At 64.3% G+C, this 15,023-nt stretch carries 14 protein-coding genes; 2 read left to right on the forward strand and 12 right to left on the reverse strand.

The features are described from left to right. Positions 1–2 precede the first annotated feature (2 nt). From fhuB to PPGU16_RS24050, 9 genes are all read right to left on the reverse strand, one after another. Entirely contained in the window at positions 3–2,129 is a 2,127-nt protein-coding gene (gene fhuB / locus PPGU16_RS24010) for a Fe(3+)-hydroxamate ABC transporter permease FhuB (protein WP_180722905.1), read from the reverse strand. After that, complete coding sequence (locus PPGU16_RS24015) at positions 2,126–2,968, reverse strand: ABC transporter ATP-binding protein (RefSeq protein ID WP_180722906.1); 843 nt, start codon at positions 2,966–2,968, stop codon at positions 2,126–2,128. Before PPGU16_RS24015 ends, fhuB begins: the two co-directional genes overlap by 4 nt. A gap of 4 nt (positions 2,969–2,972) precedes the next feature. Continuing rightward, positions 2,973–3,998 (reverse strand): TauD/TfdA family dioxygenase, encoded by a 1,026-nt coding sequence (locus tag PPGU16_RS24020; RefSeq protein WP_180722907.1) that lies wholly within the window; start codon positions 3,996–3,998, stop codon positions 2,973–2,975. Between the two features lie 139 nt (positions 3,999–4,137). Next, a complete protein-coding gene (locus PPGU16_RS24025; RefSeq protein WP_180722908.1) occupies positions 4,138–4,371 on the reverse strand; it encodes an MbtH family protein in 234 nt (77 codons plus the stop codon). Positions 4,372–4,429: 58 nt separating this feature from the next. Next, positions 4,430–5,146, reverse strand: a complete 717-nt coding sequence (locus PPGU16_RS24030; protein WP_180722909.1) for an RNA polymerase factor sigma-70 — start codon at positions 5,144–5,146, stop codon at positions 4,430–4,432. A gap of 464 nt (positions 5,147–5,610) precedes the next feature. After that, positions 5,611–6,942, reverse strand: coding sequence for an MFS transporter (locus PPGU16_RS24035; RefSeq protein WP_180722910.1), 1,332 nt, complete (start codon positions 6,940–6,942; stop codon positions 5,611–5,613). 114 nt (positions 6,943–7,056) lie between these two features. After that, entirely contained in the window at positions 7,057–7,305 is a 249-nt protein-coding gene (locus PPGU16_RS24040) for a DUF2783 domain-containing protein (protein WP_180722911.1), read from the reverse strand. A 43-nt stretch (positions 7,306–7,348) separates the two neighbouring features. After that, on the reverse strand, positions 7,349–9,061 hold the full coding sequence (locus PPGU16_RS24045; protein WP_180722912.1) for an FAD-dependent oxidoreductase: 1,713 nt from the start codon (positions 9,059–9,061) through the stop codon (positions 7,349–7,351). 42 nt (positions 9,062–9,103) lie between these two features. Further along, on the reverse strand, positions 9,104–10,063 hold the full coding sequence (locus PPGU16_RS24050; RefSeq protein ID WP_180722913.1) for an MBL fold metallo-hydrolase: 960 nt from the start codon (positions 10,061–10,063) through the stop codon (positions 9,104–9,106). A 273-nt stretch (positions 10,064–10,336) separates the two neighbouring features. On the opposite strand from PPGU16_RS24050, the gene PPGU16_RS24055 reads away from it, so the two are divergent. Then, positions 10,337–11,140, forward strand: a complete 804-nt coding sequence (locus PPGU16_RS24055) for an IclR family transcriptional regulator (RefSeq protein ID WP_180722914.1) — start codon at positions 10,337–10,339, stop codon at positions 11,138–11,140. Between the two features lie 2 nt (positions 11,141–11,142). Continuing rightward, a complete protein-coding gene (locus tag PPGU16_RS24060; protein WP_180722915.1) occupies positions 11,143–11,967 on the forward strand; it encodes an IclR family transcriptional regulator in 825 nt (274 codons plus the stop codon). Between the two features lie 14 nt (positions 11,968–11,981). Here the strand turns inward: PPGU16_RS24060 and PPGU16_RS24065 are convergent, their stop codons facing one another. The 3 genes from PPGU16_RS24065 to PPGU16_RS24075 form a co-directional block, all read right to left on the reverse strand. Beyond that, positions 11,982–12,854: a MurR/RpiR family transcriptional regulator gene (locus tag PPGU16_RS24065; protein ID WP_091779138.1), complete on the reverse strand. Its 873-nt coding sequence runs from the start codon at positions 12,852–12,854 to the stop codon at positions 11,982–11,984. Positions 12,855–12,916: 62 nt separating this feature from the next. Beyond that, entirely contained in the window at positions 12,917–13,990 is a 1,074-nt protein-coding gene (locus tag PPGU16_RS24070; protein WP_180722916.1) for an ABC transporter ATP-binding protein, read from the reverse strand. A 58-nt stretch (positions 13,991–14,048) separates the two neighbouring features. After that, entirely contained in the window at positions 14,049–14,822 is a 774-nt protein-coding gene (locus PPGU16_RS24075) for an SDR family oxidoreductase (RefSeq protein WP_180722917.1), read from the reverse strand. Positions 14,823–15,023 lie beyond the last annotated feature (201 nt).

Here is a 15,023-nt window from a genome sequence, read left to right on the forward strand (position 1 = left end):
GTTCACCGTCCGCGCGTGCGTTCGCGCCTTGCCTGCACGATCAGCAGCGCGAGCAGATACGGCGCACCGATCAGTGCCGTCAGCACGCCCGCGGGAATTTCGCGCGGCGCGAGCAGCGTGCGCGCGCCGATGTCGGCAGCGGCAAGAATCGCTGCGCCGCAGATCGCCGCGAGCCACAAGCGCACGCGATGCGCGCGCGCTCCAAGCATCGCCGCGAGATGTGGCGCCATCAGGCCGACAAAACCGATCGGTCCGACCGCCGCGACGGCCGCGCAGGCGGCGATTGTCGCCACCGTCAGCGCAAGCGGACGCAGCATCGCGACGGGCAAGCCGAGCGATGCGGCCTGATCGTCGCCGAGTGCGAGCAGATTGAGCGGACGCGCGAGCAGCACGAACGCAGGCAGCGCGAGCGCGCACCACGGCAACAGCGCGAGCACATCGCTCCAGCTGCGGCCATAGGTTCCGCCCACCAGCCACACGACGAAGCGCGCGGGCTGCACGCTTTCCTGCACGATCACCCATTGCGCGAGCGTGGTCCACAACGTGCCAACGACCAGCCCCGTCAACGCAACCGCAAGCGGCGCGTAACGCATGCGCCGGTTCAGCGCGAGAATCGCGATGAGCGTGACGCCGCCGCCGATCAGCGACGACATAGCAATCGTCGCGTGCGCGGCAAGTGGCCAGAACAGCAGCGCGACGAGCGTCGCAAGTGAGGCGCCTTGCGCGACGCCCAGCACCTCCGGCCCGGCAAGCGGATTACGCACGACGCTTTGCATCAGCACGCCGCTGGCCGCAAGCATCGCGCCTGCAAGCAACGCGCACACCACGCGCGGCAAACGCAGATCGAGCAGCATGCGCGCGACACTGTCGCTGCCGTTCAATGCGCTGAGCCAGCGCGACGGATCGAGCGTGGTTTCGCCCAACGTGCCTGCGGCGTAGATCGAAATAGCCGCGACGGCAATCACGATCGAACCCGCGCCAAGCGGAGAAAGTCCCGTGATCCACGTAGCGAATCGGCCGCGCGCCGCTTGCGTGGAAGCCTCGCCGGCTTGCGTAAGCGCTGAGGTCCATGCGCCGCCGTGACGGATCATCGCGAGCATCAGCGGCGTGCCGACTACCGCGATTGCCACGCCCGTCGACAGCGTGCCGTCCAGATCGAGTGCGAGCACGGCGCTATCGGTTGCGAGCACGAGCAGCGCGCCGACCAGCGCGGACAACGGTGCGAGTGCGGCGAGTCGCGTCGAGCGCGAGCCGCGTAAATGACGTAGCAGATTCGGCGCAATCAGCCCGACGTACGACATCGGCCCTGCAACGCTCACCGCCACGCTCGCGAAGCCGATCGCGACGAGCAGCGCATAAAAGCGCGCGGTATCCACGCGCACGCCGACGGCAAGCGCTGCGTCGTCGCCGAGCGCGATGGGATCGAGTGGACGCACGACGAACGGCAGCGCCGCGAGCGGCAATAGCAGCCACAACACTGCGGTAGCCAGTCCGTCCGCGCCCGGTTGATAAAGGCTGCCGCTCGCCCACAGCGCGACGCCCGCGATGCTTTGCTCGAAGAACGCGAGCGTGAGCGTCGAAATCGCCGAGAACAGCAGCATGCAGACGCTGCCCGCGAGCACCATGCGCAACGGCGTCGCGCGCCAGCCGCCCGCTGCCGCCGCGACGCAGGCAGCGGCGAGCAGGCCGCAGCCGAACAGCAGCGGCACGGAAGCCGTGCCCGCCAGCGCCGGTATCAGCATCGCGGCGAGCAGGCCGAGCTGCGCGCCGCCCGTGATGCCGAGCAGATCCGGCGACGCGAGCGGATTACGCGTCAGCGACTGGAACAATGCACCCGATACGCCGAGGCATCCGCCCGCCACCAGCGCGGCCAGCACGCGCGGCAAATGCAGATTGAACAGCAGCACATGCGCGAGCGCGTGTTCGTCGGTGTCATGTGCTGCATTCGACGTTGCGGCGTGCAGCAACATCGACAGATCGGGAGCGAGGCGCAGCGCCGCAATCACGCCGATCATCGCGAGCAGCGCGAACGTCAACACGCCGACGCGGCTATGCTGCGCCTCACGCCAACTCGGCAACGCGCGTGTCTGCGCGCGCTGCATGCGTTTTCTCGCGGCAAGCGTGGTCATGCGGCAAGGCCCTTGTCGGCGGATGCGCTGGCCAGCTCATCGCTTTCGGCATGAGCGGGCACGCACATCGGTGCGCCCGTCTGCGGATGCGCGATGCGCAACATCGGCACGCCGAAGGTCGCTTCGAGATGCTGCGGGTCGATGATCGCGTCAGGCGTGCCTTGCGCGACGATACGGCCCGCGCGCATCAACACGATTTCATCGCTGTATGCAGCGGCCTGATTCAGATCGTGCAGCACCCAGACGATCGTCAGACCGCGCTCGCGATTCAGCCGGCGCAGCTCGCTGAGAATGTCGAGTTGATGATGAATGTCGAGGTACGTGGTCGGCTCGTCGAGCAGCACGATGGGCGCGCGTTGCGCGAGCGCCATCGCAATCCACGCGCGCTGGCGCTCGCCGCCAGAGAGCGCGGCGACATCGCGCGCGGCATCGTCGGCGATACCGGCCGCGGCTAGCGCGTCGTCGATCGCCGCGCGATCTTCCTTCGACAAGCCGCGCATCCAGCCGCCGTGCGCGTAGCGTCCGTACGCGACCAGATCGCGCACGGAGAGACCGGCGGGAATCTGGTTGAATTGCGAAAGCATCGTCAGCGTGCGCGCGAGATCGCGCCGTCGATACGACGCAAGCGCCTTGCCCGCGACCGTCACCTCGCCCGCCATTGCGGGCTGCAAACCGGCGAGCGAGCGCAGCAGCGTACTCTTGCCGCAACCGTTCGGCCCACACAGCGCGGTGACGCGATTCGCGCGAATGTCGATGTCGAGCGAATCGATGACGACGTGATCGCGGTATCCCACCGTCAGCGAACGCGCCGACAGTGCCAGGTTCGAACTGCTTTTCATCGAGTCATGTAGCGGTGGCAAATGATCTGAGCGGTCGCGCGCTGGCCGGAACGCTGTAGCTTTCCGCCATCGCGACGACGACCTTGCGCGGGCCTTCGAAGGGATCGCGCGCATGTGCCGTCAGCATGTTGTCGAGCATCACCACGTCGCCGCCCGTCCACGGAAACACGATGCGCTGTTGATCCAGCACGCCGCGAATCTCCGCGAGCGCGTCCGCTTCGAGCGGCGCGCCGTCGCCGTAATAGACGTTGCGCGGCACGTTGTCGAGGCCCACTGCATCGACGAGCGCTTCCTGCATGTCTTCATCGAGCGCGGACAGATGGAACAGATGCGCCTGGTTGAACCACACGCGCTCGCCCGTGCGTGGATGCACGGCAACCGCCTGGCAAAGCTCGCGGGTACGAAGCAGCGGTTCGCCGTCATCGTCTTCGCGCCATTCGCAATCGATGCCGCGCGCCGCGCACATCGCATCGACGGCGCGCGGGTCTTCGGTGCCGAACGCCTGTTGCCACGGCAAGTCGAGCCCCTGGCCGAAATTGCGCACGTACAGCAGTTCGCGTCGCGCGAAGCGTTCGATCAACGCGGGGTCGAGCGCGCGATAGATCGCGCGGCTGTCGGCGATCGGCGTCGCGCCGCCGGAACGCGCGGCGAGCGCGCAATGGAACCAGATGCGCATCGGCCATTCGCGCGTGTACGACTGCTCGTTGTGCAGCGGAATCGAGCGATGCGGCGGATATTCCGTCGACGTGTACACGGCGCCTTCGACCTGGCTGCGCGGCGTCGACGCGAACTCATAGCCGATCAGCGGCGAGCCGAACGAAGCAGCGAATTGCTGGAACGTGTCGATCGACGGCACGGCGAAGCCCGTGAACAGCACGCCGCCGGCGCGCTCGATGCAGTTGTTCGCGATGTCGCGCAACAGCGGCGCGGCGGCTTCGAGCGTGATCGACTGGTCGTGGCGCGGCGACACGATGGTCGGCAGGCCGGGCTCGATGCGCAAGTCGTCGAGTGTCGGGAGAGACGCTGTCATGACGTGTCCTCAGTGGCGGGCCGCGCCGATCATGCGTTGATAACGCATTGACGCGGCTCGAAGAACGGTCTCGCGCGGCGCGCTCGTGGCGCGCGAGAATCTTTGCTGCGTTCCGCCTTGCAGGGCGGCAGCGTAGAGCTCAGCGCGTCGTCGGCGCGGCGTCCATGTGACGGCGCAGGCTCGCGGGTCGCATGTCGGTCCACACGGTTTCGATATGTTCGAGGCACGTGGCTTTCGCTCCGCGCACGCCGACTTCGCGCCAGCCCGAGGGCACGTCGCGAAACGTCGGCCAGATCGAATACTGTTCTTCGTCGTTGATGACGACCGTGTATTGAACGTCGTCCTGTGCGTCTTGATGCGTGTTCTGGGTCATGTCGTGTCTGCTTGCGTATCAGGTGAGATGCAGTTGAACGTTTGCCTGCGTGTATTCGCTAGGCCGTCATCTGCTTGACGTTCGACGCGCAGCTTTTTTTAGTGCGGCCTGCCGTCTTTCCATACGCGACGTTTTTCGCGCCTGCGTGCATGCAGTCCGCGCAATGCTTCGCGGCGTCGCGAACCATGAAATGCACGAGCGTCTGCGAGACGTTCAAGGCGCGCGCGGTTTCCTGCAAGGTCTCTTCGCGCAGACGCACGCGCTCGAAAGCACTGCGCGTGCGTTCGGGCAATTGCGCGAGGGCGTCGAACGCGTGGCGCAGCGAGTCGCGCGTGACGAGCGCGGACTCCGGCGTCGGTTCGGGCGATGGCACATCGAGCCCATCTTCCTCGCATGCGTGCCACGTGTTTTCGAGCGACTGACGGCGGCACGCGTCGATCGATGCGTTGCGCACCATGCGCGCCACGTAGGCGAGCGGTTGCCGCACGTCGTCCTGGTTCGAAAAGCCCGTGAGCTTGATGAAGACGTCGTGCACCACGTCTTCGGCGCGGCTCGAACAGCCGACGAACGACCGCGCAAGCTGGATCAGCGAGCGGCGATTTTCGATCAGCACGTCGAGCAGCAGTCCTTCGCAGCCGCGTTCTTCGCTTTCGCTCGCGTGTGCTTCGGTGGGCGTGCCGGACGGCTCGCAATCGATGTCGTCCAGTGCTCCGCTTGCGAACGCCGCCGGATGTCGGTCGATCCGCGCGGCAAACCTCGCCATTGATTCAGCCATCGAATCGTCTCCATGTCGCTATCGGTCAGATGGAAGCGAATCTAACGTAAACGCGAATCATTCTCAATCAAATATCAGCCTATTCTTATTATTTTTTGATGACGTTTATGCTTGACGGATGGGTTTTTTTGAAGGCGTGGGATTGGGCGATGCAGGGCGCATAGCCTTGTGGGTATTGGGTTTGGGTGGATGGCCCGTTTTGTAGGAAAGCGAGCAGTCCAAGCGCGGCGGCCAAACAGGTGGGCGCATATCCGGAAGGACGGTTAGTTGCGCGACACGTGCCGAAACGTCGCCGCTCGCAGGCGCGAATTCCGTCTAATCGGATAACGCCGCACGCATGCGGACAAAGCCAATCGCGTCGCGTTGAAGATGAAATCGGCCCGCCCGTCCGCACACATCGACAGATAACGTCGAGAACGCGAACGCGGCGAGCCGCATGAACGTCGACACATCGACCCGCGCCTTTATCCCACGACCCGCTTCTCAGGCACCCCACGCAGCAGCGCGATCCCGCTCATGAACAACAATGCCGTCAACAGATACAACGCGTTGTCCATGCTGCCCGTATGCGTCTTGATGAGGCCAATGACCCACGGACTCACGATGCCGCTCGTAATCCCGATACTGCTGATCAACGCAATACCCGCTGCCGCAGCCTTGCCCGACAGGTAACCGGACGGCACCGTCCAGAAGATCGGCAGCGCGGCGAAAATCAGCACGGCGGCAATCGAAAGAATGCCGAGCATCGCGGCAAAGCTGCTCAAATGCAGCGTCAACAGCGAAAGCGCGATGCCGCCGCCGATCGTGCACGCCGCGAAATGCTTGCGCCGCTCGCCGTGACGATCCGAATGTCGCGCGATCAGAATCAGGCCAACCGCGCCGATCGCGTTCGGAATCACCGTGTACAGGCTGATCCACAACACGTCGTGCACGCCGAAGTCGCGGATCATCAGCGGCATCCAGAAGTTGAGCGTCAGCGATGCGCACGTCAGCGAGAAGTAGATGAACGCGAACAGATAGACGCGCGGGTTGCGCAAGGCGTCGATGAATGCGCGCGACGAGTGCGAGTTCGTGGGCCGATGCTCGGCGTCGCGCTGCTCGATCAGATGCGCCTTTTCCTGCGGCGTGAGCCACGTTGCCTGCTGCGGGCCGTCGACCAGCCAGAACGCCGCGAGCAGTCCCAGCACGACAGCGGGCGCGCCTTCAATGGCGAACATCCATTGCCAGCCGTACAGGCCCATCACGCCCGCCATGTCGCGCATGATCCAGCCGGAGACCAGACCGCCGAGCACGCCCGCCACCGCAACGCCTGCGAAGAAAATCGACAGGATCACGGCACGCCGCCGCGCCGGATACCAATACGTCAGATACAGCACGATGCCAGGAAAGAAGCCCGCTTCGAACACGCCGAGCATGAAGCGCAGCAGATAAAAATGCGAAGCCTGCGACACGAACATCATGCATACCGATGCAATGCCCCACAGCAGCATGATCCGCGTGAACGTGCGACGCGCGCCAAAGCGCGCGAGCAGCAGGTTGCTCGGCACTTCGCACAGCACATAGCCGATATAGAAGACGGCCGCGCCGAGTCCGTACATCGCATCGCCGAAGCCGAGGTCGTGCTTCATCTGCAATTGCGCGAAGCCGATGTTGATGCGATCGAGAAACGAAATAACGTAGCAGAGAAACAGAAACGGCACGATCCGCAACGTCACCTTGCGATACAGCGCGCTGTCGTCCTGATACGCGGCGGCGGGTTCGCCGGGCTCATAGGCATGCGTGATTGACTGACTCATCGAGATCTCCAGGCAATGCGGGTCCATCGGACCCATTGGGTCCGGCGTCTGTTGCGCCGTGTTGTCAGGGAAGACGGCTCGCGCTTCGTCTAATGGGCGAGCCGCATCGGGTGATCAGGCGGCGACGCGCGGCGCGTCGGCCGTGTGCTGCGCAGCAGATGGATTCGGCTGATCGACGCCTTCGAGCGCGTATCGGATCGCCTCCATCAGCGTCGCGTAATCGCCGATATGATTCGCGAGCAGCAGAATCAGCTGTGCGTTGGCGGCCTGGCTTTGCGCTTCGTCGAAATCGCGGTGCATGTCGATCAGCGCTTCGTAGAAGTCGTCGGGCTGCGTCAGATTGAGTTGCGTGATGAGTGCCACGTTTTGTCTCCAGCTTTTATCGTTTCGTTGCGCGTCGGCGTGCTCAGGCAACGCCTTCCACACACAGCGCCCGCTTGAGCGCCGCCTCGACCTGCGTCGCGTCGAACGTGCGCCAGCGCGCGCACACGTGCTGGTCCGGACGAATCAGATAGAACGTGCCGGGCGTGGCGTCGTAGCGCGACCATGCGAGGCCTTCCGCGTCTTCGAGCACGGCGGCATCATGCAGATCATGATGTATTCCGTGCGATGTGACGACAACGAGCCTGAAAGGAATCGAACCCGTCTGCAGCGTCTTCAACGCGCGTTGCGTCTGCGCATCTATGCCTTCCTTGCCGCAAAAAACGACACCCGTAAAAGCATTGCCGAGTTGCGCTAGCAGCCATGCCGGCGTGCCATTCGATAAAACAGGCGCATCCACGCACGAAGCGCCCGGCACCATCTTGCCTTCGAAGCCGTCGTTATCGACCGAGTTGAGCGCCGAATCGCGCAGCACGGCAGGCACCGAAAGCCGCCCGCTGTTCGCGAGCTGACGCGCAAACGGATGCTTGCGCGCAAGCTTCAATACGGCGTCGCGAAACGTGCGGCTGACAGGCGACTTGGGCGTGATGAAGTCAGTCGAGCGCGTCGAGTTGCGGATGTTTTCATCGGCGGCGTATTCGCGTTCGCTCGCATACGTGTCGAGCAACGCATCGGGCGCGCGGTCGCCCAGTACCATCGCCAGTTTCCACGCCACATTCTCCGCATCCTGAAAGCCGCTATTCGCACCGCGCGCGCCGAACGGCGAAACCAGATGCGCCGCGTCGCCGACGAACAGCACGTTGCCATGCCGGAAGCGCTCCATGCGCAGACACGAGAACGTATAAACGCTGACCCATTCCAGCTCGAACTTGACGTCCGGCCCGAGCAGCGCGCGTACGCGCGGCAGCACACGTTCAGGCGTTTTCTCAAGCGCAGGGTCAGCGTCCCAGCCGAGTTGAAAATCGATCCGCCACACGTTATCCGGCTGCCGATGCAACAACACCGATTGATTAGGATGAAACGGCGGATCGAACCAGAACCAGCGTTCGCTCGGAAACTCCGCTTCCATCTTCACGTCGGCGATCAGAAAACGGTCCTTGAACACGCGGCCCTTGCTGTCGAGGCCCATCATGTTGCGGATCGGGCTGCGCGAGCCGTCGGCCGCGACCACATAGCGGCCGCACAATGCGTACTCGCCTTCGGGCGTCTCCACGGTGAGCGTGACGAATGCGTCCGCCGAACCCGGCTCGCCTTGCTGCTGCAAGCCGACCACCTTGCTCTTCCAGCGGATGTCGATGTTCGGCAGCGACTGCGCGCGTTCGAGCAGAAACCCTTCGACGTAGTACTGCTGCAGATTGATGAACGCGGGCCGATGATGCCCCGCCTCCGGCAGCAGATTGAACGTGTACACCATCTCGTCCTGCAGGAACACCTTGCCGACGTTCCAGCTGATGCCCTTGTCGACCATGCGGTCGCCGCAGCCGAGGCGGTCGAAGATATCGAGCGATCGCTTCGAAAAACAGATTGCGCGCGAACCGGTAGCGAGCGAGCAATCGTCGTCGACGAGCACGACGGAAATGCCTTGCTGCGCGAGATCGATCGCCGTCGCGAGACCGACAGGCCCCGCCCCGACCACGATGACAGGATGCCGCGCCGCGTCTGTCGTCGCTGCGACTGCGTCCTGCTCGGCACAGCGCCGGTATTCGAACGACAAAGTCTGATAGTTGATGCTGCTCATTCTGCTGTCTCCATCCATCTGCACTGAGCTATTGCTGCGTCATCAAGCCTGCAGCGCGTCCCACATGTCCTTGTCGCGCTGCGCGGTCCAGATGCGCGGATGCGTGATGCCGCTCGCTTCGTCATACGCACGCGACACGTCGAACGGCAGGCAATGCTCGTAGATGAAGACATGGCCGAACTTCGGGTCCATCGCCTTGCGCGTGTGCGCCATCGCGGCCTTCAGATCCAGCTTGTCGGCGACGGCTTCGCGGCCGCTTTGCAGCAACGTCGTGACGAAGTCCTTCGTGTAGTCGAGACCTTTGTTCACGTCTTCCGGCGTGGTCAGCGCGGGGCCGCGACCCGGCACGAGCATGTTCGCGTTCAACGCGCGCAGCGCCTCGAGCGTGGCGGGCCACTGTTCGAGTTGCGCGTCGCCGCAATAGCAGGCGGCGTCGTATTCGACGAGATCGCCGGAGAACAGCACCTTCTGCGACGGCAGCCACACGACGGTATCGCCCTTCGTGTGACCTGCGCCGAGATGCGCGATGCGCACTTCGAGCTTGCCGAGGAACAGCGTGATTTCCTTCTCGAACACGAGCGTCGGCCACGTGAGGCCCGGCACCGTTTCGACGCCTGCAAAGAGACGCGGAAAGCGCTCGATCTCCGACTTCATATCGGCCTCGCCGCGCTCGACGATCATTTCATACGTGCCGCGACTCGCAATGATCTGCTGCGCGCCCTCTTCGAAATACGCCGATGCGCCGAGCACGCGCACCGCGTGGTAGTGCGACAGGACGACGTATTTGATCGGCTTGTCGGTGACGCTGCGGATCTTCGCGATCAGGTCTTGCGCCATTGCCGGCGTCGCGGTGGTGTCGACGATCAGCACGCCGTCGTCGCCTATCACGACGCCCGAGTTCGGGTCGCCCTCCGCCGTGTACGCATACGCGTTCTCGGACAGCTGCGTCCACGTGATCTTCTTTTCTTCGAGGTCGGCTTGCGATGCGAATGCCTTGGCCATGCTCGTCTCCGTTGATTGAGGGGCGACGGGCGAGACGCGGCGCGCTGGCGCAGCGGTAGTGAGGTGTCTCGTCCTGTCTGATTGGAATGATGTCCGGCGACTATCAGGCCGGAGTGATTTCATCTTAGACTCTGCCGATTATTTGTCAATAGCGAAACGTATCGCTATACGCTAATTTCTCGTATACCCTGGGCAGTTCAGGGCTCGAACGGGCCGAAGGTTGGCGTTCGTTTAACATGGACCTTTTTTTCCGATACAGGCGACGTGAGCGGCATGGCGAAGACGGCAAAAGACGACGAGGCGACAGGTTCGGGCAAGCAGCAACGCGGCATCCAGAGCGTCGAGGTCGGCGGACGGGTGCTGCATGCGCTCGCGAGAGCACGCACGCCGCTCGCGCTGTCCGATCTCGCGACGAGCGCCGACATCGCGCCCGGCCAGGCGCATGCGTATCTCGTGAGCCTCACGCGGCTCGGCCTCATCAAGCGCGATGAACTGTCGGGACGCTACGAGCCGGGGCCGCTGTCTTTAAGGCTTGGCCTGATGCAGCTGGCGAACCAGCCGGCGTTTCGCGCCGCCGTGCCGCGCGTCGCGGCTTTGGCGGAAGAAATTGGATTCAGCGTTGCGATCTGCACGGTGGCGCCGCAAGGCCCGACCATCGTTCGATACGAACATGCGGGGTTTCCGCTGCATGTGAACCTGCACGTGGGCACGGTGATGTCGTTGCCCGCGACATCGACGGGACGCGTGTTCTGCGCGCACCTCGCGCCCGAGACCTTGCAGACGATGTGGGCGAACCAGTCGGGCGGCGCGGGCGAGATCGTGGCGCCTTCGGAGCGCAAAGCATTCGACGCGACGCTCGCGGCGATCCGCGAGCGCGGCATCGAACGCGGCATCGATGCGCCCAGCCCCGGCATCAGCAGCCTTGCCGCGCCGGTGCTCGATGCCCACGGGCAACTGTGTCTCGCGCTGACGGTGATCGGGCCGAGCGGCGCGATCGATGTGAACTGGGACGGACCCGTCGCGGGCGCGCTTCGACAGGCGGCACGTGACATCGGCGCGGATATCGCGGCGGATTGAACATGAAAGAAGCACTCGAAAACACATCGTCCGAGAATGCCGACGCGAAACAGCAGCGCGGCATCCAGTCGCTCGACAGTACGGGCGAACTGCTAACGGCTTTGGTCGCGGCGGGCAAGCCGTTGTCGCTGCGCGATCTCGCCGCGGCAGCGGATATGCCGCCTGCGAAGGCGTTTCCTCATCTGGTGAGCCTGCAGAAGATCGGCCTGTTGAGCCGCGATGCGTCCGGCTGTTTCGAAGCGGGGCCGCTCGCGCTCGAACTCGGGCTGATCGGTTTGCAGCGTCTGTCGCCGACCCGCGAGGCCGAGCCGGAAATCGTCGATCTCGCGGTGACGACGGGCATGAGCGTCGCGATGGCCGTGCTCGGTCCGCTCGGGCCAACTGTCGTGCGGCTCGAAGAATCCGCGCGGCCACTGCATGTGAGCTTGCGCGTCGGTACGGTGATGTCGCTCGTGAACACGGCGATTGGCCGCGTGTTCGCCGCCTACGTCGCCGACGATGTGCGCCAGGGTCTGCTTGCGCAAGATCATCTACGGCTGGCAGGCGCGTCGGCCTCGGATACGCACGATGCAAAGCTCGCGCCGCCGTATGCGGAACGTCTCGCGCAAATTCGCGAGCAGGGCATCGACACCGCGCTCAACAGGCCGATCCCAGGCATCAGCACGCTGGCCGCGCCCGTGTTCGATCACACCGGCAGCATCGTGCTGGTGATCGCGTTGATGGGCACGGCGGGAAGTTTCGACAGCGATACACAAGGTGGCGCCGCGCAAACGTTGCTGGCGGCGACGCAAAGATTGTCGCGAAGGTTTGGGTACGTGCAGGGCTGAGCGCGCTGTGAAGACTATTGCGCCCCATCCTCCGCCGCCGCATCCGTCTCCTGCGACAGCCGCGCCTTCGCATGGCGCATCTTCTCCAGCGTGTGCGGCTCCAGCCGCAACGCGACGCCAATCGCAAGCGCATCCATCACACACAGATGTACGAGCCGCGACACGCCCGGCGTGTTCGGATCGATAGGACTCGGCACGCGCAGCAGCAGCGGAATATCGACGAGCCACGCCAGCCGCGAGCCGACATTGGTCAGCGCGATCGTCGTCGCGCCGCGCTCCTTCGCAATCTGCATGCTCTCGTTCACTTCGACGCTGCGGCCCGAGTGCGAAATGGCGAACGCGACATCGCCGGGTTCGAGCAGGCCCGCGTAAAGCCGCTGCAAATGCGCATCCGTGAAAGCGCTCGCGGCGATATCGAGCCGCAAAAAACGCAACGCCGCGTCTTGCGCGACGAGTCCCGAACCCGAGCCGACACCGAAGAAATACACGCGCCGCGCGCTCGCCAGCGCCGCGAGCGCAGCATTCACCGCAACAGGATCGATTGCGCTGCGCGCCTGCGTGATGCCCTCGACAGCCGCTTCGCCGACCTTGTCGATCAGCGTCTGCGTGTCGTCGCCCCGCGCCACGGCCGTCGACGCATACGGCATCCCACCCGCGACGCTCTGCGCAAGCTGCATCTTGAAGTCGCGCAAACCATGCGCGCCCACCGCGCGGCAAAAACGCGTGACGGAAGGCTCCGACACGTCCGCGCGTTGCGCAAGCTCGGTGATGCTCGCGCGCATCGCGAAGTCGACATCGGACAGCACCATGTCGGCGACCTTGCGCTCGGCGGGCCGCAGCGACTCGAGCGCGCTGCGGATGTGAGGAATCAGGTTCGGTGCGGACACCCGTGCGTTCCTTTGGATGGAAGATGAATCAGCGGCATGTCATCGGTGCCGGTCTGATGCTGTCAGCCCAGTCGGTTGCCGCTCTCCGTGTCGAACAAATGCGTGTGCTGATCCGGAAAGCGCACCGTCACGCGCTGGCCCGGCTCGATCGACGCGCGCTGGCGCATCGTCACGCACCATGCCGCGCCGCCGATCTTGCCGTACAGATGCGTCTCCGCGCCCGTCGGCTCGACGACCTCGACATCCATCGGAATGCCTTCATTCGACGCTTCGATATGCTCGGGCCGCACGCCGAGCGTGACCTTCGCGCCCGGCTGCGCTGCCGCCTGGCTCACACCGTGCAGCGGAATCTGCACGCCGTCCGCGAGTTTCAGTGCGACGCCGTTCGGCGCGCTCACCACTTCGCCCTCGGCGAAATTCATCGAAGGCGAGCCGAGAAAGCTCGCGACGAACAGATTCGCCGGCCTGTCATAAAGTTCCAGCGGACGCCCGATCTGCTCGATGCGCCCCGCGTTCATCACGACGATACGGTCGGCCATCGTCATCGCTTCAATCTGGTCGTGCGTGACGTAGATCACTGTGTTCTTCAGCCGCTGATGCAGCGCCTTGATCTCCGTGCGCATCTGCACGCGCAGCTTTGCATCGAGATTCGACAGCGGCTCGTCGAACAGGAACAGCGACGGCTCGCGCACCACCGCGCGGCCCATCGCGACACGTTGGCGCTGGCCGCCCGACAGCGCGCGCGGCAGGCGGTCCAGATAGCTGCTGAGATTCAGCATCTTCGCCGCGGCTTCGATGCGCGGCTTGAAACTCGTCGACGCTTCCTTGCGGATACGCGGACCGAACGCGATGTTGTCGTACACGGACAGATGCGGGTACAGCGCGTAGCTCTGGAACACCATCGAGATATTGCGCTGCTGCGGCGGCAAGCCGTTCGCGCGCGTGCCGCCGATCATCAGATCGCCGCCGCTGATTTCCTCGAGGCCCGCCACCATCCGCATCAGCGTGCTCTTGCCGCAACCGGACGGGCCGACCAGCACGACGAACTCGCCGTCGTCGATATGCAGGTCGATGCCGTGCACGACCTGCGTGTCGCCGTAACGCTTGTAGATGCCGCTCAGTTGCACTGCTGCCATGCTGTCCTCATCGTCGGTTGCGGTTGTGTCGCGTGTTTCGGGCGCTTTTACTCAGGCGCTACAGCGATTCGAGCGTCAGTTCTTCGGCCATCAGCCGGTTGCCCGCCATCAGCCCGCCATCGACGGGCAACACCACGCCCGTAATCACGCGCGCCATCGGCGACGCCAGAAACAGCACGGCGTCGGCGATATCGTCAGGCGTCGCGAAGTCGCGCAGCGGATACCACTTCTTCAGGTCCTCGAACACCTGCGGATTCTTGTCGACGCGCGCCTGCCATGCCTGTGTCTTCACCGTGCCCGGACACACGATGTTCGCGCGAATCCCGTAGCGGCCAAGCTCGATCGCCAGCGCTTTTGTGTAGCTGATCAGCCCCGCTTTCGCCGCGCTGTACGCGGGATGGCCGAGCGCCGCCAGGCCGTTCACGGAACCGATCAGCACGATCGATCCGTGCTGGCGCTCGATCATCGACGCGCGCACCGCCTCGACCGTGTGATACGTGCCGTTCAGGTTCAACTCGACGTCGCGCCGCCAGCTCGCGGCGTCCGTCTTCGCGAGCGTCAGTCCTTGCGCCGCGCCAGCGTTGGCAACGAGCACATCGACGGGACCGCGTTTTTCGACTGCCTGCGCGACCGCTACGCGCACGGCGTCGGCGTCGCACAGATCGACGGCGATGGGCGTCACGCTGTCGGCGCCCAGTTCCGCAGCCAGTTTCTCCAGCGCGGCCGCGTCGACATCGAGCGCGAGCACCGTCGCGCCGTCCTGCACGAAACGCCGGCACAACACGCTGCCGATCCCGCCGCACGCTCCCGTCACCAGCACGACACGCTTCATGTCCTGTCCTCTTTGCGATGTTCACAACTGCGGGCGGCCTTTTCCGTCCAGCCAAAAGCCGCGCCCGCTTGTAAATTTCCTACATATTGCACATTTACACGGTCTGCCAGCCATCCGGACGCTTTCCAGGGCAAACACCCCGCAACGCACAAAAAGCCCATCCTTTACAGCATGTTATGCGCAAAACCGTCCGATAAAAAA

This window comes from Paraburkholderia largidicola (assembly GCF_013426895.1).
Taxonomy (GTDB): domain Bacteria; phylum Pseudomonadota; class Gammaproteobacteria; order Burkholderiales; family Burkholderiaceae; genus Paraburkholderia; species Paraburkholderia largidicola.